The sequence below is a fragment of the Methanofollis tationis genome (genome assembly GCF_013377755.1).
In the GTDB taxonomy this organism is placed as follows: Archaea; Halobacteriota; Methanomicrobia; order Methanomicrobiales; family Methanofollaceae; genus Methanofollis; species Methanofollis tationis.
Window position 1 is genome coordinate 1,466,352 of record NZ_JABXWR010000001.1, and the last position, 15,952, is coordinate 1,482,303.

At 62.3% G+C, this 15,952-nt stretch carries 20 protein-coding genes; 10 read left to right on the top strand and 10 right to left on the bottom strand.

Annotated elements, in window-relative coordinates:
* Positions 1 to 65 precede the first annotated feature (65 nt).
* Together HWN36_RS07610 and HWN36_RS07615 are read right to left on the bottom strand one after the other, a co-directional pair.
* Positions 66 to 560, bottom strand: coding sequence for a GNAT family N-acetyltransferase (locus tag HWN36_RS07610; RefSeq protein ID WP_176788799.1), 495 nt, complete (start codon positions 558 to 560; stop codon positions 66 to 68).
* Positions 553 to 1,527, bottom strand: a complete 975-nt coding sequence (locus HWN36_RS07615) for a DNA-methyltransferase (RefSeq protein ID WP_176788800.1) — start codon at positions 1,525 to 1,527, stop codon at positions 553 to 555. The genes HWN36_RS07610 and HWN36_RS07615 overlap by 8 nt, the downstream gene beginning before the upstream one ends.
* A 151-nt stretch (positions 1,528 to 1,678) precedes the next feature.
* On the opposite strand from HWN36_RS07615, the gene HWN36_RS07620 reads away from it, so the two are divergent.
* Complete coding sequence (locus HWN36_RS07620) at positions 1,679 to 1,864, top strand: YegP family protein (protein ID WP_004040500.1); 186 nt, start codon at positions 1,679 to 1,681, stop codon at positions 1,862 to 1,864.
* 296 nt (positions 1,865 to 2,160) lie between these two features.
* The gene (locus HWN36_RS07625) at positions 2,161 to 2,667 is read left to right on the top strand and encodes a HEAT repeat domain-containing protein (protein ID WP_176788801.1); all 507 of its coding nucleotides are present in this window, start codon (positions 2,161 to 2,163) and stop codon (positions 2,665 to 2,667) included.
* A 21-nt stretch (positions 2,668 to 2,688) separates the two neighbouring features.
* Here HWN36_RS07625 and HWN36_RS07630 read toward each other — a convergent pair whose 3' ends face one another.
* Positions 2,689 to 3,120, bottom strand: coding sequence for a DUF61 family protein (locus HWN36_RS07630; protein WP_176788802.1), 432 nt, complete (start codon positions 3,118 to 3,120; stop codon positions 2,689 to 2,691).
* 130 nt (positions 3,121 to 3,250) lie between these two features.
* On the opposite strand from HWN36_RS07630, the gene HWN36_RS07635 reads away from it, so the two are divergent.
* Complete coding sequence (locus HWN36_RS07635) at positions 3,251 to 4,279, top strand: inorganic phosphate transporter (RefSeq protein WP_176788803.1); 1,029 nt, start codon at positions 3,251 to 3,253, stop codon at positions 4,277 to 4,279.
* 7 nt (positions 4,280 to 4,286) lie between these two features.
* Positions 4,287 to 4,940, top strand: coding sequence for a DUF47 domain-containing protein (locus HWN36_RS07640; RefSeq protein WP_176788804.1), 654 nt, complete (start codon positions 4,287 to 4,289; stop codon positions 4,938 to 4,940).
* Positions 4,941 to 5,091: 151 nt separating this feature from the next.
* Here HWN36_RS07640 and HWN36_RS07645 read toward each other — a convergent pair whose 3' ends face one another.
* On the bottom strand, positions 5,092 to 6,174 hold the full coding sequence (locus tag HWN36_RS07645) for a PDDEXK nuclease domain-containing protein (protein ID WP_176788805.1): 1,083 nt from the start codon (positions 6,172 to 6,174) through the stop codon (positions 5,092 to 5,094).
* A 188-nt stretch (positions 6,175 to 6,362) separates the two neighbouring features.
* Here HWN36_RS07645 and HWN36_RS12040 point away from each other — a divergent pair, with 188 nt between their 5' ends.
* Both HWN36_RS12040 and HWN36_RS07650 read left to right on the top strand, forming a co-directional pair.
* On the top strand, positions 6,363 to 6,620 hold the full coding sequence (locus HWN36_RS12040) for a hypothetical protein (protein WP_246269873.1): 258 nt from the start codon (positions 6,363 to 6,365) through the stop codon (positions 6,618 to 6,620).
* Entirely contained in the window at positions 6,515 to 7,027 is a 513-nt protein-coding gene (locus tag HWN36_RS07650; protein WP_246269874.1) for a dihydrofolate reductase family protein, read from the top strand. The genes HWN36_RS12040 and HWN36_RS07650 overlap by 106 nt, the downstream gene beginning before the upstream one ends.
* 130 nt (positions 7,028 to 7,157) lie before the next feature.
* Here HWN36_RS07650 and HWN36_RS07655 read toward each other — a convergent pair whose 3' ends face one another.
* Positions 7,158 to 7,340 (bottom strand): hypothetical protein, encoded by a 183-nt coding sequence (locus HWN36_RS07655; protein WP_176788806.1) that lies wholly within the window; start codon positions 7,338 to 7,340, stop codon positions 7,158 to 7,160.
* A 159-nt stretch (positions 7,341 to 7,499) separates the two neighbouring features.
* Between HWN36_RS07655 and HWN36_RS07660 the strand changes: the two genes are divergently transcribed.
* Positions 7,500 to 8,591, top strand: a complete 1,092-nt coding sequence (locus HWN36_RS07660) for an RNA-guided endonuclease InsQ/TnpB family protein (protein ID WP_176788807.1) — start codon at positions 7,500 to 7,502, stop codon at positions 8,589 to 8,591.
* 234 nt (positions 8,592 to 8,825) lie between these two features.
* Here HWN36_RS07660 and HWN36_RS07665 read toward each other — a convergent pair whose 3' ends face one another.
* On the bottom strand, positions 8,826 to 9,053 hold the full coding sequence (locus HWN36_RS07665; protein ID WP_176789601.1) for a HEAT repeat domain-containing protein: 228 nt from the start codon (positions 9,051 to 9,053) through the stop codon (positions 8,826 to 8,828).
* Between the two features lie 80 nt (positions 9,054 to 9,133).
* Between HWN36_RS07665 and HWN36_RS07670 the strand changes: the two genes are divergently transcribed.
* From HWN36_RS07670 to HWN36_RS07680, 3 genes are all read left to right on the top strand, one after another.
* The gene (locus HWN36_RS07670; RefSeq protein ID WP_176787388.1) at positions 9,134 to 10,084 is read left to right on the top strand and encodes an IS5 family transposase; all 951 of its coding nucleotides are present in this window, start codon (positions 9,134 to 9,136) and stop codon (positions 10,082 to 10,084) included.
* Positions 10,085 to 10,305: 221 nt separating this feature from the next.
* On the top strand, positions 10,306 to 11,493 hold the full coding sequence (locus tag HWN36_RS07675; protein ID WP_176788808.1) for a hypothetical protein: 1,188 nt from the start codon (positions 10,306 to 10,308) through the stop codon (positions 11,491 to 11,493).
* A 16-nt stretch (positions 11,494 to 11,509) separates the two neighbouring features.
* A complete protein-coding gene (locus HWN36_RS07680; protein ID WP_176788809.1) occupies positions 11,510 to 12,490 on the top strand; it encodes a DUF1616 domain-containing protein in 981 nt (326 codons plus the stop codon).
* On the opposite strand, the gene HWN36_RS07685 is transcribed toward HWN36_RS07680, so the two are convergent.
* The 4 genes from HWN36_RS07685 to HWN36_RS07700 are packed head-to-tail and all read right to left on the bottom strand — an operon-like array spanning position 12,471 to position 15,947.
* Complete coding sequence (locus HWN36_RS07685; RefSeq protein ID WP_176788810.1) at positions 12,471 to 13,235, bottom strand: hypothetical protein; 765 nt, start codon at positions 13,233 to 13,235, stop codon at positions 12,471 to 12,473. The genes HWN36_RS07680 and HWN36_RS07685 overlap by 20 nt on opposite strands.
* Positions 13,232 to 13,684, bottom strand: coding sequence for a hypothetical protein (locus HWN36_RS07690; RefSeq protein WP_176788811.1), 453 nt, complete (start codon positions 13,682 to 13,684; stop codon positions 13,232 to 13,234). The genes HWN36_RS07685 and HWN36_RS07690 overlap by 4 nt, the downstream gene beginning before the upstream one ends.
* 1 nt (position 13,685) lies before the next feature.
* Positions 13,686 to 14,975: a DUF58 domain-containing protein gene (locus tag HWN36_RS07695; protein WP_176788812.1), complete on the bottom strand. Its 1,290-nt coding sequence runs from the start codon at positions 14,973 to 14,975 to the stop codon at positions 13,686 to 13,688.
* A gap of 3 nt (positions 14,976 to 14,978) precedes the next feature.
* The gene (locus HWN36_RS07700; RefSeq protein WP_176788813.1) at positions 14,979 to 15,947 is read right to left on the bottom strand and encodes an AAA family ATPase; all 969 of its coding nucleotides are present in this window, start codon (positions 15,945 to 15,947) and stop codon (positions 14,979 to 14,981) included.
* Between the last annotated feature and the right edge of the window lie 5 nt (positions 15,948 to 15,952).

Genomic DNA, 15,952 nt, shown 5'->3' on the forward strand with positions numbered 1-15,952 from the left:
GATGCCATGGAACCAGGCTACCGGAGGGCTTCAACGAAGTCATTTTGAGGGTTTTTGGGTACGGCTCAGGCAGACGGGCCGATCACAAACCGCACGCACCCCTCATCCCCGGCGCCGTCCGGCACAAACCCGATCTTCTCCAGCACCCGCACCGAGGCCCGGTTCTGCGGGTCCGCCTGCGCCGCCACTTTCCTGACCTCCGGGTGCGCAAACGCCCACCCTATAAGGGCGGCCGCCGCTTCGGTCGCATATCCCCGCCCCCGGAAGGCCGGCAGCACGCCGTAGCCGATTTCGACCTCGCCTTCGGCCGAAGGGCGCCCGAGAAACCCGCACGACCCGACCAGGGTTCCGCCGGCGACGACATACCAGAGGTTCCAGCCGGCGCTCCCCGGATCCTCCTGGAGCCAGGAGAGGAAGAGGGGCAGGGCGTCAGCCAGGCTCTCTGGCGGCCACTCATCAGGGACGGTGGCGCCGAGAGCACGCGAGAGCGCCGATCGGTTCGTGAGTATCTCCGTCGCCGGCACCAGGCGGAGCCGTTGCGTCCTCACCTCCTCAGCCATCCCACCCGTCGGCCCGCAGCCGCTCCTTCGCCCGCGCCGCATATCCCTCGTCTGCATCGATGCAGACAAAACGCCTCCCGGCCCGCACCGCCGCCACCCCGGTCGTCCCGGCCCCCGCGAACGGGTCGAGCACCACGTCGCCCTTGAACGTATAGAGCTGGATGCAGCGGTACGGCAGCTCCACCGGGAACGGCGCCGGGTGCCCGACCTTCCGCGCCGACTCGGTCGGAAACGTCCAGATGCTCTTCGTCCACTCCAGGAACTGCTCCCTGGTGATCGTGTCCTCCCGGTCGCCCCTCTTCCGCCCGTACGTCCCCTTTGAAAAGACCAGGATATACTCGTGGACGTCCCGCAGCGTCGGGTTCGAGGCCGAGCACCAGCTCCCCCAGGCCGTCGAGACCCCGGCGCCAGAGGCCTTGTTCCAGATGATCTCGCCCCGCATCAGGAACCCGATCTCGTTCATCAGCCCGATGATATGGCTGTGATACGGGATGTAGGGCTTCCGGCCCACGTTCGCCACGTTGATGCAGGCCCGTCCGCCCGGCACAAGCACGCGGTAGGTCTCGGTGAAGACCTCCCGCAGGAGGCCGAGGTACTCCTCCAGGTCCAGGTCGTCGTCGTAGGTCTTGCCCACGTTGTACGGCGGCGAGGTCACCATCAGGTGGACGCTGTTGTCAGGGAGCGGGTCCATGCGCCGGCTGTCCATGCAGAGCACGGTGTCCAGGAGTTCGGGCGGCACGACCCCCCCGGCGTCCGGGGCGGGGGTCTCCGCGACCGGGCCGGCATAGATCCGCCGGCTATAAAAGGGGCGGGCGTCGTGGCACTCGCGCTTCGACACCCCGAACTCGCTCGTCTCCGTCTTTTTTTTAACGGGGCCGAGCCGTTTTTTGCATGAAGGGCAGACGGGGCGGGCGGCGCTCCCGGCATACTCCCATTCCCGGCCACAGGCTGGACAGGTGAGGTGCATCGATCGATCTTTGCTCCCGCCGGTAATAGGGGTGCCGGAAGGGGACCGCGGCGCCGGAACCGCCATGCCGGATACAAAAGGGCTGTAGAAACTCCCGGATAAAATAATAAAATTTATATATTGTGGCTTCCTCCTTACCTTCGGTGGAACAATGCCGAAAGGAAAATTTGAGGTGTACAACGACAAGGTCGGAGGATACAGGTTCAGACTGAAGGCATCCAACGGCCAGATCATCGCCGTCAGCCAGGCCTACAAGTCCAGGGAGTCCTGCCTGAAGGGTATCGAGAGTGTGAAGAACAACGCCCCCAACGCCGAAGTCTTTGAAGTGGAGGAATAACCCCCCTTTTCTCAGGGCCTGGCGCCCGCCGCTGTTGGCCATTTTCACCCATTCACGGTAAATCCGCATTTTATGTTCCTATGTGTGGATTATGTGAAAAATTGTGGTTTTTTCCGAGACATTATCCATGACATTTTCAAAAAATCCTGGCGGGGTGGCAGCGTGAGCATATGGCAAAACATCTCGGGATCAGTGTTCATGGCACACCTCGTCCTGTGATCTCACCTGTGTCTCTACCGGTGGAAATCTTCTTTATCTCTCATCGACAACAGGCAGCCGCTACGGGGGGAAAAGCCATGGCACAGATGGAACTGTTGAAGAAACGACCGGATCTCGAAGAACTCCGGATGCAGCACGATATCGACGGCCTCGTCGAGATCCTGGAGACGCATGAAGAAGAGGGGAACCGCGCCGCACTGACCCTGGCCCGGATGGGCGACGAGGCGGTCGAGCCGCTGATCAAGGCCCTCAAACACAAGAACGAGGCCATCCAGTGGAAGGCGGCGATGGGCCTCGGGGAGATCGGGGGCCCGGCGGTCGAGTCCCTGATCCAGACAATCAGGACAGGCGAGCGGCGGGTGCAGCTCCCGGCCCTCTGGGCCCTGGAGCAGACCGGCGACGAGCGGGCGGTCGACTTCTTCATCCGCGTCCTGGACCACAAGAGCGAGTACTGCCGGCAGCTGGCAGCGTCGTCGCTTCTGCGGATCGGGACTGAGCGGGGAGTGCAGGCCGCGAACCAGCGCCTGAACAAGGAGAGCGAGAGCTTCCGCGGGATCGTCGCCGAGATGATCGAGGGGAGCTGACCCCTCTCCTTTTTCCCGGGATCATCCCATCCCGATCTGGATCGCCGTCGGGTAGGCCTCCATCATCGCATACACGATCGCGCGCGAGACCCAGGCCCGCCCCTTCTGCATCGTCCGCATTTCGCTCAACTCGCCCAGGGCCTGGAGGGCCTCCAGCGCCGTTCGATCGGCGAGATAGAGGCTTTCCTTCACGTCGGGCGTGAACCGGAAGATGACCGGGAGGCGGAGGCGGTCGTGGAGGCCGACCGGGAGGCGCTCCCCGAGCCTCCGGATCACCGCGCGGTCGAAGGCATACTCGCCGCCCGCCTTCGTCACCGTCGCGGGGTTCTCCTCCGCGAGCAGGCGGGCCAGGCTCTTCTGTTCGGCCGCCAGCCCCTCGTTGATCCGCCCGATCTCCAGGGCCATCCACCGCCGCAGCACGCTATCGTCGGTGATCCTCGGCCGGTACGACATGCTCCCCTCTGCGGGTGCGGGGGATATGAACCTTTCCCGACCCGGCACCGGGGAGCACCTATTTATCCCTCCAGATGAAATCTGGGCAATTGGGCCTCTTGCCCTGGCCTTCTGGAGACACGATACGCGTATGCTCGACGTTGCGGCGATCACAATCCTTCTTGCATTCGCCTTCACCTTTACCAACGGGTTTCAGGACGCCAGCTCCGTGGCCGCCACCCTCGTCGCCTCCAGGTCGGCGACGCCGAAAAAGGGGATCGTCCTGGTGGCCGGGATGTCGTTTCTCGGCGCCGTCCTCGGGGGAAGCGCCGTTGCCTTCACCCTCTCCGGCCTCCTCACCCTCGACCCCGGCGTCCAGACGCTGTGGGTGCTGCTGGCCGCCATCCTGAGCGCAACCCTCTGGAACCTTGCGACCTGGAGCTACGGCCTCCCCTCGTCGTCGACGCACGCCCTGATCGGCGGCCTGATCGGGGCCGGCATGGCGGCGGCCGGGATGGGAAGCGTGTACTGGGGCATAGAAGAACTCCTGGCGCCGCAGCCCGAAGTGGTCGGGCTGGTGAAGATCCTCGTCTTCTTCGTCGCCTCGGTCTTCGTCGGGTTTTCGGTGAGTTACCTGATGCGCCGGACGACCCGTCTCCTCCTCCGCAATGCAAAGAAAACGGTCACCTGGAGGATCGTCAGCCTGAACAGGATCACGGCCGCACTGATGGCGTTCTTCAACGGGGCGAACGACTCCCAGAAACAGCTCGGCATCATCGCCCTGGTGCTCTTCGCCGCCGGCGAGTCGGCGGTCGTCGAGGTCCCCCTCTGGGCGCGGCTCACGTGCGCCGTCCTCCTCGCCCTCGGGACCCTCGGCGGCGGGTGGCGGATCATGCGGACCCTGGGGCGGCGGATCTTCAAGATCGAGCCGATCCATTCTTTCGACTCCCAGGTCTCCTCCGCGGCGACGATCGCCCTCTCCACCCTCGCGGGCGCCCCGATATCATCGACGCACGTGATCACCACCTCGGTGATCGGGGTGGGGGCTGCGGAGAACCCGCAGCGGGTGCACTGGCGGGTCGGAAAAGATATCGTCGCCGCCATGGTGGTGACGATCCCAGGAACGGCGCTCTCAGGGGCGCTGGTCTATTTCGTAATCTCACTCTTCACCGGAGCGTGATCGTGTCATGGGAGATCCATCAAAAGATCAGGGAAAAAAAAGGCGGCTGGACCTCTTCGGCTCCATCTTCCCGAGGGAATACGATTTCGAGGGCATGCTTGCCGATCAGGCGGGCCATATCCAGGTGGGCGTGCAGACGTTCGTGAACTGGCTGCAGACCCGTCCACTTCAGAACCCGGCGAAACTGGGGGATCTGGAGGAGGAGGCAGACCGGATGCGCCACGACCTGGAGGAGAAACTGATCACCTCCTTCTCCACGCCGTTCGACCGGCAGGACATCTACAGCATCTCGCGGCAGATCGACTATATCCTGAACTACGCCGGCGAGACGGCGCGGGAGATGTACGCATTCGGTGTTGAGCCCGACGGCCCGATCGCCGGGATGGCCGACGCCCTGCTCGCCGGGACTGCCTGTGTCGCCGCCGGCGTTAAGGTGATGAACCGGAACAACGCCGAACTGGAGGAGCAGATCAGGCTGGCCCGCGCGGCGATACACCGGATCGAGGACATCTACATCATGGGCATGGCCGACCTGCTGCACACGAACGACGCGATGGCGGCCCTGCGGAAACGGGAGATCTACCACCACCTCAGGGACGCCGGGCGGGCGCTGCGAAACGCGGCCGATATCATGCACCGGACGGCGGTCGGGCTGGCGTGAGAATCAGCGGTTTGCCTTCGGCACCTCAACACCTTGCGGGGTACCGGGGGCGGGTGCCTGAGGGATACGTGCGGCGCCTGCGTTCCTTCTGCCGGAATGAGCGGATATTGGTGAAGAGAAGATCCCGGCAACCTGCTCTTCTCTGCGACGCTCAGACGCGATCGTTCTCGATCCCTTCCCCGAACCTCTCTCTGGCCAGGACAATTGCCCGGTGCAGTTTTTTCTGCAAAAGTTCCCTCGGTGGCAGTTCCATCAGATACCCGGCAACATGGATGCCGGCGTTGCCCAGCGCCAGCAGTTCGATCTGCTCTTGCTTTTTGCCGGCGCAGAGAATCATCCCGATGGGACAATCTTCGCCGGGCTGGCGCTCGTACCGATCCAGCCAGCGGAGGTAGAACTCCATCTGCCCCTTGTGCTCTGGGCGAAACGTATCCAGTTTGAGTTCAACGGCGACAAGGCGGCGGAGACGGCGATGGAAGAAGAGAAGGTCGATGTAAAAGTCATCGCCGTCGACGGTGATCCGCTTCTGCCGGGCAACGAAGGTGAACCCGATGCCGAGTTCCAGGATGAACGTTTCAATCTCCCGCAGTATGGCGGCTTCCAGGTCTTTCTCCTGAAAGGCCCCGGTGAGCCCGAGAAAATCAAGGAAGTAAGGATCGCGGAAGACGAGATCGGGCGTGAGTCTGTCTTTGTCCCTCAGAGCGTCAAGTTCCGTGCGGGCAAGTTCCTCAGGTTTTCTGGAGAGTGCGGTGCGCTCGTAGAGCATGGAGGCGATCTTCTGCCGGAGAACGCGAGTGCTCCATCCTTCAATCCGGCACATCTCGGCATAAAAATCGCGCTGAAGAGGATCAGGCAAATAGATGATCGAGAGGAAATGAGTCCAGCTCAATTGTCTCATCAGTGCCGAGACAATCTGTTCATCGGGAAATGCCTCGGCAAAACGAAGCATGTGACGCAGACTTTTTTCCGAAAAACCCTTCCCGTACTCTTCCATCAACTTTCCTGACAGAGTGGAGATAATCTGCTCGCCGTATTCGGCGCGTTCGCCCTTGAGGATCTCGTCGTTGATCCGCCTGCCGACACGCCAGTAGAGGAGGGTCAGGGCGGCGTTGACCGTCGCGGCTACGCCCTGTCGCGTCTCTTCGATGATCTTGCGGAGATCTTCCAGGAGGACGGGCGACGCTGACGGCGTGGTTGATGGTGCTCTCGCGGTAAGGTCTCTTTTGCCCGTCATGTCGGCCCCTCCCGATTTTTCGAGCGGAGAGGGGTGAAGTGTTCCTGGAAAAACCTTATCGAGTAACCGATCTCCCTGTTCGATAGATAAACAATTTGGTTTTTCTGCGGGGAGGATCGAAGGCATCGCGTATGCCCGCATGCCTTCTCGAAGAACCGGTTTTATAGGAAAAACCCGCATCTTCCTCCATGTCTCCGCGGACGATCATCCACACCACGGTCAGCCTGGACAACGCCTTTACCGGATTCGAGATCGATATCGGGCTGCACTACGAACTCCTCCTCTCCCTGCACCCCGACGCCCTCCTGGTGGGCTCGACGACGGCGGGATCGAGACGTTCATGGACATCACCCGGCCCGAGACCCCGGACGAGCGCAAACGCCCGCCGGTGCGTGCCGACGACCCCCGCCCGGTCGGGGTCTTCGTGGACAGTCGGGGAGCCCTGAACGGGCTGCTCCACTTCTACCGGGGGATGGAGCATCTCAAGGACGTCGTGGTGCTCGTCTCGGAGACGACGCCTGAGGGCTACCTCGCCTACCTGCGGGAGCGGGAGTACCCGTTCGTCGTCTGCGGGGCCGATCGGGTGGACCTGGCGGCGGCGGTCCGGGAACTCGAGGAGCGTTTCGGTTTCGCCCGGATCGTCTCGGACAGCGGGGCCACCCTGACCGACGCCCTGATCCGGTGCGGGGCCGCGGACGAGATCAGCCTGGTGGTCACCCCGGTGGTGGCTGGGGCCGGGCAGCAGAGGATCTTCGCGTCGGTGGACCGCCCGGTCGGGCTGGCGCTGATCGGGGCGACGGCGGTGAGGGGCGGGCGGGTGCACCTGCGGTATACGGTGGAGAAAACGGCGTGAGTGAAGGGGATCCGGAGGCGACGCCTACTTCTACGTCCCCTCCTGAACAATGCGCAGATAATCGCTGAAGATGTACCTCTTATATCGCTGATTTCCCGTGATCTCGACCAGGATCCCGGCATCTTCAAACTTATTCACCAGGGCGTTTGCACTCTGACGGCTGATATTCGAGCCGCGCAAGGGCGGTTTCGGCCTTCGAGAGCAGGAGGAGCAGCCCCTCGTCGAGGTCCAGGTCTTCCGGCGGCAGCGGTTTCGGGACGAATGCTGCGTACCCCCCTTTTTGCGGGACAAGGGTCCCTGCCCGTTCGCTCATCATTTCTCCTCACCTGATCATATGCGCTCAGGGTATATAGCCCCGTGAATATGTCAGGTACGCTTTACGAAGAAAACAGGCAGAATGCCCCCACTTCAGTGGGGGGATGAATGCCGTCCCCCGACACCATTATTACGTATTAAGACACATAACCGCCCAATGCTTAAGGCATATCGGTATCGACTCTATCCCACAAAGTCTCAGGCTCTTCTCCTTGAGCAGACGCTTGAGATGTGTCGATGGGTCTATAACGATACGCTCGCATTGCGAAAAAAGGCGTTGGAACAGGAACAGCATTCCATTTCTCTCTATGAAACCAACAAGATCCTGACCCAATGGAAAAAGGAACGACCCGATCTAAACCAGGTTCACTCTCAGGTTCTTCAGAATGTCCAGATGCGCGTTGATCTTGCGTTCAAAGCGTACTTCCGGCGGGTGAAGGCAGGGGAGAACCCGGGATACCCGCGGTTCAAGGGGAAAGGCCGATACGACAGTATCACGTATCCGCAGTATGGATTCAAACTCGATGGCGATCGTCTTCATCTCTCAAAGATCGGAGATGTAAGGATCGTTCTCCACCGTCCGGTCGAAGGGACGATCAAGACCCTTACAATCCGGCGGTCTTCAACCGGAAAGTGGTATGCCTGCTTCTCGGTCGAGTACGATCCCACGCCTGCACCGCAGAAGGAGACCACAGTCGGGATCGATGTCGGGCTTGAGTCTTTTGCCACACTCTCAAGCGGAGAGAAGATCGAAAACCCGCGGTTCTTCCGCACCGACGAGAAGGCCCTTGCGAAGGCACAGAGGAAACTCTCGAAGGCAGAGAAGGGCACTCTAGAACGGAAGAAAGCCCGGAAGATCGTCGCACACGTCCACGAACGGATCGCCAACAGGCGGCTCAATTTTGCTCACCAGATCTCCCGTCAATTAGTGGATCGTTTTGGCACGATTGTGTTTGAGGATCTAAACGTCAAAAATATGCAGAAAAACCACTATCTGGCAAAAAGCATTGCAGATGTCGCCTGGAATATGTTCATCACGATCACAGAGAGCAAAGCGGAGGATGCTGGCTCACGCGTGATCCTGGTGAACCCCAGAAACACGTCTCAAATGTGCTCCAGATGTGGGATGATCGTCGCAAAAACGCTCTCTGATCGTGTACATTCCTGCCCGCATTGTGGGTTGGTGATGGATCGCGACCAGAACGCTGCGATCAACATTATGAGATTGGGGCTGCAATCTCAGGGGTAACCCGGGATGCCCCCGACGAGAGGAGGGGGAGCAGTCACTTAGAATGTGTCCCCTTCCCCGTATGTCAGGTACGCTTTACTGAGAACGCGATCGTCCCCCGTATGTCAGGTACACCTGACATAGAACACGACCGCCCCTGTATCTCAGGCACACCAGACAGAGAAGAGCTCTCCCTCTCGATCACGGCTACGACCCCGGCGGCCTCTTCCCCCACCCGAAAAACGAAAAAAAAGTTCACCCGGTCCCTTCCACCTCTTCGAGGACGAACGCCCCGGGGACCGTCTCCTCCAGGCCGAGCGCGCTCTTCACCGCCGCAACCCCGCCGGGATACCCGAGTCGCAGGAGCGCCGCCGCCGCCATCCCCCGGCAGGACTCGGTGCCGCCGTTCTTCATGACCGCGACCAGGGGCTTCACCGCCCGGGCGTCGCCGACCCTGCCCAGGGCCCAGATGGCGGGGTTCAGGGCTCAGTACTTCGCTAGAGAATTTCGAACAACCCCACCTCACCCAAAGTACTTTATAGTCCCGGATCGACCTTTTTCCCATGAGCACGTTTACCAATTTCGCGATCCACCACGAATATGCCAGCCTTGCAGCTCTGGGTGATCGGCTGGGTGAGGTCAGCGGTCTGATCGACTGGGATGCCTTCCGCCCTCTCCTTGCTGACCTCTACACCAACGCCGAGGGGCGAGGCGGCCGTCCGAACTATGACGTCGTTCTGATGATCCGGCTGCTGGTGCTTCAGCAGTGGTATGGCCTGTCTGACCCCGAACTGGAGCGTCAGGCGACCGACCGGATCTCGTTCCGTCACTTCCTGGGATATCCGGAAACCATTCCGGATCGGTCGACGGTCTGGCTGTTCCGGGAACGCTTGGCGCAAACCGGGAAGGATACCGCGATCTGGGATGAGTTCCAGCGGCAACTCGAAGTACAAGGGCTCGCCATCAAACGCGGTGTCATGCAGGACGCGACGTTCATCACCGCCGATCCCGGGCATGCTCCTGCCGGCACGCCCCGGGGAGATCAGGCAGAGACGCGGCGCAGCCGCGACGGCACCTGGGCCAAGAAGGGCTCGAAGTCACAGTTCGGGTACAAACTTCACATCCTGCTCGACAAGGACAGTCAGCTGATCCGCCGGATTGAGACCACCACGGCGTCACTCCATGACAGCAGGATCGATCTCTCCCGGGAAGGTGAGACGGTCTATCGCGATAAAGGCTATTTTGGGGTGAAACCGCAGGCATCTATGGACAAGACCATGCACCGGGCCGTTCGCAACCATCCCCTCTCCATCAAGGAGAACCGGCGGAACAAGGCCATCAGCAGAACACGATCGCTGGTGGAACGACCGTTTGCCGTGATCAAGCGGGTGTTCCATGCAGGCCACCTCATGGTCACGACGGTTGCCAGAGTGCACGTCAAGAACATCTTCTCCTGCATGAATTTCAACTTCAGGCAACTTCTTACCCTCAAAGCGCAAGCTGCCGAGCGATAGCTCTCGAGAAAATCCAAAAAACCCTCTAAATGCAGGGGTTCAGGAAGGAAACGGCTGAACAGCGAGGGGAAGAGGGCAGTCGGGAGCGAGTATCTGATGGCAGGGAGGAGTTAATCGCAATTCTCAATGAAATGATTTGAACCCGGATATTCGGGAAAAACGAGAGAGATCCACCAGCAGAGTCCACAAAAGAGATATAGTATCCACCAAGAGTAGTGTGCATGAAAGAGCCCAGAATCGGGCGGTTGCTTGCAGTGATCCTGGGGCTGATCGCAGTCGTCGCCCCGATCGCCGCCGCCACCGTCACCATCGCGCCGGACACGATCCAGGAAAACACGCCGATCACCGTCTCGGTCAAAGACCTCCCTGACGGGAGTGCCTTTATGATCAGGGTCGAGGCCTCGATCCCCCTCGACAGCAGCGGAAAATACTCTCTGAGCACCAATAACCTCCAGATACCCTTCGCCCTCACCGGTGGCCAGATCGATATCCGGGCCGAGAACGTGAAGACGGCGAACTTCAGCGCGCGGATGGGCGGTCGGGCCGTGACAATCTATGGGGACGCAGAGAACGGGATAGTGACCATAAACCAGCCAGGGGACATCCCACAGGGGCTCATCACCTATATCACCCTCGAAGGATCGGGCGCCGAGGGAGCGGGAGCCATTACGTCCTCCATGGACCTCAGTGGCAAGAAGGTCGGAGCCACCGATGCGGACGTCACCTTCACCGTGAACGGCTTCGGCAGCGGCAGTGTCAACGTGAAGGTCTACGTGGACGGAAGCCTGGTCGCCACCGTCCCGGCCGCGACGCCCACGACGACGACCGTGCCGGGCGGTTCCTCCTCTGGCGGCGAAACGACCACAACCCCGGCCGCGGACGAAACCCTGACCGTCTCCTCCCTCGACGGCCTGGCCGTCCTGACCTTTGAGCGCGGTGCACTCTCGGGCGCCGGCGCCGACGACCTCACCGTGATGGTGAGCAACCGGGCGGTGCCCCAGGCATGGACGGCCCTCGCCGGACCGTTCGCGATCCTGCCGTCAGACGCAACCTTTAACCCCTCCGCGGACTTCAGCATCACGATGACCGCGGACGAGATAGACAGCACGGTGCCGTACACCATACTCGGCTACACCGGCGGGACCTGGAAGCCCCTGCAGAGCCGGATCGACGGCGACACCATCACAACATCGATCTCTGCCGCAGGAGAGTACGCCCTGGTCATGCCCCGCGAAGAGACGACGACGGCAGTGACGACAGGAGCAACCACCGCCCCGGCCGGGACGACGACCGCCACAGAGACGACCGCCGCCGCAACGGCGACGACCCCCGTGGCAACGCCCCTCTCCCTCCTGTGCGCCCTCGGCGGTGTTGCAGCCGCCGGTCTGCTGTATAGAAAAATGCCCTGAATTTTTTTGTGATGCCATGAGCGAAGACAAGCCCGTGATCGTTGAGGCCCTCGAACCCGGGGCCGTGCCAAAGGACCTCGTCGCCATCGCCCTCTGGACGGTGGCGACAGTGCTCTGCGTCTATCTCCCGGTGTTGAACACCAGCGTCCTGCGGGTGGTCTTCGGCCTGCCCATGGTCCTTTTCATTCCAGGCTACGCCCTGATCGCCGCCCTTTTCCCGGCAAAAGACGACCTCGACGGTATCGAGCGGGTCGCCCTCTCCTTCGGACTATCGATCGCCGTCGTCCCCCTGATCGGGCTTGCCCTCAACTACACGCCCTGGGGGATCAGGCTCGATCCGATCCTCACCGCTCTTGTGATCTTCACCTTTGCAATGCTCGCCGCCGCACACTGGCGGCGGGTCATACTCCCGCCGGAAAAGCGTTTTTTCGTTCCGTTCGCCAGCATGGCGGCAGAGGCGCGATCAGAACTCTTCCCGGCGGAGAGTTCAAGGCTCGACCGGGCGCTCTCGGTCGTCCTGGTCCTCGCCGTCGCGGCCGCGATCGTGACGACCGTCTACGTGATCGTCGTCCCGAAAGAGGGCGAGCACTTCACCGAGTTCTACATCCTGGGATCAGGCGGGAAGGCCGCCGACTACCCGACCGACTTTTTTGCCGGGACCGAGCAGTCCCTGATCATCGGCGTCGGCAACCACGAGTACAGGAACGTCACCTACACCGTCGAGGTGCTGCTCACCGACCAGACCTTCGATACGGCGACAAACACCTCCACGGTGAACAAAATGGAGCGTATCGGGAAGTTCTCCCTGGAGATCCCCCACAACACCACGGTCGAAGAGCCCTACTCCTTCTCCATCGAGAGGACCGACATGAACCGGCTCCAGTTCCTCCTTTTCAACGAAACCGTCCCCTCAGACAACGTCTGGGGCGAGGATAGGATCGAGGCGAGCTACCGGGACCTCCACCTCTGGGTCCGGGTCAGGCCGCCTGTTCGATAATGATCTGCAGCCCGTCCCCTGCGGGCGCCGCCGAGGCGATCCTGCAGGGGGCGGCCAGACCCTCTGCGGCGACGCAGGCGGCAAGGCTGCAGATCGGGCACCCGACCATCGTGCAGCATTTCGGCGATGCTTTTCTGACCGCCAGGCACCCTTTGAAGAGCGTGAAGTTCCTGAGGTCGATGACGAGGTTCTCGCCCTCGAACCGGGCGGTCACCGGCCCGGCCACCTCAAGGACGTTCCCGAAGATTTCGACGATCGCCTCGCAGAGCTGCTCCCGGTCCGACGGGATCTCGAGGGAGCAGGAGCGTTTGAGGTGGTCGAGGAGCGGGGCGGCAAGGGGGGCCATGACGACGGCGGCACCGTCTGCAGCGGTCACGTAGGAATATCCTGCAGGGAGTGAGGCCGGCACGTTCGCCCCGGCCGGGACGACCTCGACGACGGCGCCGTCCTCGCCCGGCGGCATGAACAGGGCATCACCCTGAACACCAAGGTCGGCGATGAGGGTGGCGATCCCGATCGTTCCCTGCACCGGGAGCAGGGCGGCGACGGCCGGGTCCACCGGCTCGCCTTTATACAGGGCAAGGAGGAATACGCCGGCGATAAAGGATCCAAAACCCGCAAGCACGAGTGTGGCGCTCGTCAGGTCGCCCCGGCCGGTCAGGGTCGCCACGATGAGGGCGGCGGCGGCGGCGCCCAGGAGGAGGAACGCTGCAAGATAGGTATCGTTCAGGTCTGACAACTTCATGGTTCACCTTTCTGTGAGGTCCATACGAGCCTGTACCACAGCACCGCCAGCACACCCACCCCGGCGAGGGCCGCGGCGAGCAGGAGGGCGAGCGGGAGGGGGACGTGGCGCAGCCCGGCCATGGGAATGAGGAGGAGGGCAACGACGGTAAAGAGAACATAGGCCCGGCGGTCTTTCGGGGCGTTCAGGAGGCCGAGGTCGCCCTCGACCCACGCAAGCAGGACGAGCATGATCGCCGCCGTCCAGAGGAGCGAGGAGAGACCAGCAGCGACGGCGACGAGCGAGCCTGCACAGAGGACGGTAAACCACCGTCCCTCACGAGGCGGAGAGAGGAAAAACACCGCACAAAAGACACCGACCGCCGCAACGCCGGCCAGTCCCGAGGTGCCGGAGAAGGCCGAGGCGAGGCCGAGAAGCGCCACCGCCAGTGCCAGATATCGGCCGTCCATGCTAGACCTCCTCCACCGTTGCAGCCTCGTGGGCTGCCAGCATCCGCCCGACTGCTCCGGCGCCCGAGGGCCCGGAGGCGCGGACGGTGACCGGCATCCCCTGCCGCTGCGCCTCCTGGACGACCTGGACGATATGGCTCAGGTCGCCCAGCGCCGTCGTGTACAGCAGGACCGATGCGGCACCGGAGGAGCGCATCGCCCGCGCCACCTGCTGCCTGAAGATGACGGGAACACCGTCCCCGCCGAATGCGGATAGCGTCCTGGAGAGAGACTCGCCGAACCCGCCGGGATCCGCACCCTCCCGTTTGAGGGCGCGGATCCGGGCTCTCGCCATCGCCGGATCGATATACCTGTAGAGGTGAACCGAGCGTTCGACCGGGCGGATCCCGGCAAGGGTCTGGAAGAGTTCTTTCTCGCCGGCGCCCGGCGGGATATATGTGACGATATCGCCCCCGGAAAGGATCAGGAGGGGACAGGAACCGAACTTCGTGAACGATCCCTGCACCGCACCGTTCACCGCCAGGGCATAGCGGTCGAAGACGTCCCTCTCCGGGGCATCGTGCCGGTCGGGCAGGTCCACGACGATAAATGGCCTCCCCCCGGAGAGCCCCTCGGCCTCCCTGACGTACATCTCCCCGTACTTCGCAGAGAGCTTCCAGTCCACCAGGTCAAGGCTGTCGCCGGTGATATACTCCCGGTAGCCGCGCGTTTCCTGACCCCTGAGAAGGCGCAGGGACCCGCCCTCCTCGTCGCCCGGGCCGTGGCCCTTCCCCCTGCCGGAGAGCGGGAGGACCTGCGGAGTGACGCGGAGGGCCGGGTTTTTCAGGGCGGGCTTTCGCAGGGAGAGCGTGGCCGAGAAGAAGGGATCCTTTGCAACAAGCCCGATCCCGCTAAAGGAGGTGTCGCCGGCGGCCATGACCCTGAACGAGTGCCTGAGGGCGACACGGCCGGGCCCGACCACCCGGGACTTCTGCTCGCTTGCAGCCACCGCCACTGCCGGGATCAGGTCTTCTATCTCCACCGCAAGAGCGGTCCCGGGGTCGTAGGAGACATTCGTCTCCACCGCGAGCAGCGAGCCCTGACGGACGATACGCTTGCCGACAGCCCGTTCAACCGAAATGGTGGAGGCAAGGCGGGAGATGCCATGGAGAAAGACTGCTCCTCTGAAAACGAGGAAAAAAAGAACCGTTCCAGCGGCCAGAAGCCCTGCGAGGTCATCGAAGACGAGGGCATACGCAGCGAGGGCGACGGCAAGGACGGCCCCGCCTTCAGCCGCAGGGCTGGGCTTCACAGATCAGGACACCTCGACGGAGTTCAGGATCTCCTCGATGACCGTGTTCACCGAGATCTGCCCGATGATCGCATCACGCTCCATCAGGAGGCGGTGGCGGAGCACGGGCATGGCAAGCGTCTTGACGTCGTCGGGGAGGACATACGGCCGGCCGTCCATCGCGGCCCTGACCTTTGCGCCCCGCAGGAGGGCGAGCGAGGCGCGGGAGCTCGCCCCGAGACGGACGTCCCCATGGGACCGCGTCGCCGCAACGAGGTCAGCAATATACCTGAGCACCGCCTCATCGACATGGACCTGACGGACGACGCCCATCATCTCCCCGATATCCTCCGGGCTCAGCAGGGCAGGGAGGGACTCCTCAAAGTCAGTCCAGCTCAGCCCGCCGCCGTTGTCGCGCCTGATGATCTCGAGTTCGTCCTCGACATTGAGATGTTCAAGCGGGATGCTGTACATAAAACGGTCGCGCTGGGCCTCCACCAGGGAGAACGTCCCCTCGAACTCGTAGGGGTTCTGGGTGGCGATCACGAAGAAGGGTTTCGGGAGCGGGTAGGTGTTCCCGTCGATCGTCGCCTGGTGCTCGCTCATCGACTCCAGGAGGGCCGACTGGGTCTTCGGGGTCAGCCGGTTGATCTCGTCCACAAGGACGAAGTTCGAGAAGATCGGCCCCTTCTGGAGGATGAACTGATTTTCACGGGCGACATAGATGCGGACACCGATGATGTCGGCGGGCTGGACATCCACCGCACCCTGGATCCGCTTGAAGGAGTAGGAGAGGAGTTTCGCCATGATCTTCGAGACCGTGGTCTTCGCCGTTCCGGGCACGCCCTCGATGAGCACCGCACCGTCGGAGAGGACGCCGGTGAAGATAAGGTCTATAAGGGCCCTGTTCCCGACCACAAACCGTTGCGTGGTCTCCAGCACCTCATGATAGGCATCGGCAATATAACTTACATCGAGGTCTGTCGCATCCATGTCAT

Bases quoted from the DNA above. Each gene is read 5' to 3' on its own strand.
- HWN36_RS12040 (WP_246269873.1), top strand. From the start codon at position 6,363: ATGTCTCCGCGGACGATCATCCACACCACGGTCAGCCTGGACAACGCC.
- HWN36_RS07615 (WP_176788800.1), bottom strand. From the start codon at position 1,527: ATGCACCTCACCTGTCCAGCCTGTGGCCGGGAATGGGAGTATGCCGGG.
- HWN36_RS07680 (WP_176788809.1), top strand. From the start codon at position 11,510: ATGAGCGAAGACAAGCCCGTGATCGTTGAGGCCCTCGAACCCGGGGCC.
- HWN36_RS07670 (WP_176787388.1), top strand. From the start codon at position 9,134: ATGAGCACGTTTACCAATTTCGCGATCCACCACGAATATGCCAGCCTT.
- HWN36_RS07690 (WP_176788811.1), bottom strand. From the start codon at position 13,684: ATGGACGGCCGATATCTGGCACTGGCGGTGGCGCTTCTCGGCCTCGCC.
- HWN36_RS07630 (WP_176788802.1), bottom strand. From the start codon at position 3,120: ATGTCGTACCGGCCGAGGATCACCGACGATAGCGTGCTGCGGCGGTGG.
- HWN36_RS07625 (WP_176788801.1), top strand. From the start codon at position 2,161: ATGGCACAGATGGAACTGTTGAAGAAACGACCGGATCTCGAAGAACTC.
- HWN36_RS07675 (WP_176788808.1), top strand. From the start codon at position 10,306: ATGAAAGAGCCCAGAATCGGGCGGTTGCTTGCAGTGATCCTGGGGCTG.
- HWN36_RS07635 (WP_176788803.1), top strand. From the start codon at position 3,251: ATGCTCGACGTTGCGGCGATCACAATCCTTCTTGCATTCGCCTTCACC.
- HWN36_RS07700 (WP_176788813.1), bottom strand. From the start codon at position 15,947: ATGGATGCGACAGACCTCGATGTAAGTTATATTGCCGATGCCTATCAT.
- HWN36_RS07685 (WP_176788810.1), bottom strand. From the start codon at position 13,235: ATGAAGTTGTCAGACCTGAACGATACCTATCTTGCAGCGTTCCTCCTC.
- HWN36_RS07620 (WP_004040500.1), top strand. From the start codon at position 1,679: ATGCCGAAAGGAAAATTTGAGGTGTACAACGACAAGGTCGGAGGATAC.
- HWN36_RS07640 (WP_176788804.1), top strand. From the start codon at position 4,287: ATGGGAGATCCATCAAAAGATCAGGGAAAAAAAAGGCGGCTGGACCTC.
- HWN36_RS07655 (WP_176788806.1), bottom strand. From the start codon at position 7,340: ATGAGCGAACGGGCAGGGACCCTTGTCCCGCAAAAAGGGGGGTACGCA.
- HWN36_RS07650 (WP_246269874.1), top strand. From the start codon at position 6,515: ATGGACATCACCCGGCCCGAGACCCCGGACGAGCGCAAACGCCCGCCG.
- HWN36_RS07645 (WP_176788805.1), bottom strand. From the start codon at position 6,174: ATGACGGGCAAAAGAGACCTTACCGCGAGAGCACCATCAACCACGCCG.
- HWN36_RS07660 (WP_176788807.1), top strand. From the start codon at position 7,500: ATGCTTAAGGCATATCGGTATCGACTCTATCCCACAAAGTCTCAGGCT.
- HWN36_RS07610 (WP_176788799.1), bottom strand. From the start codon at position 560: ATGGCTGAGGAGGTGAGGACGCAACGGCTCCGCCTGGTGCCGGCGACG.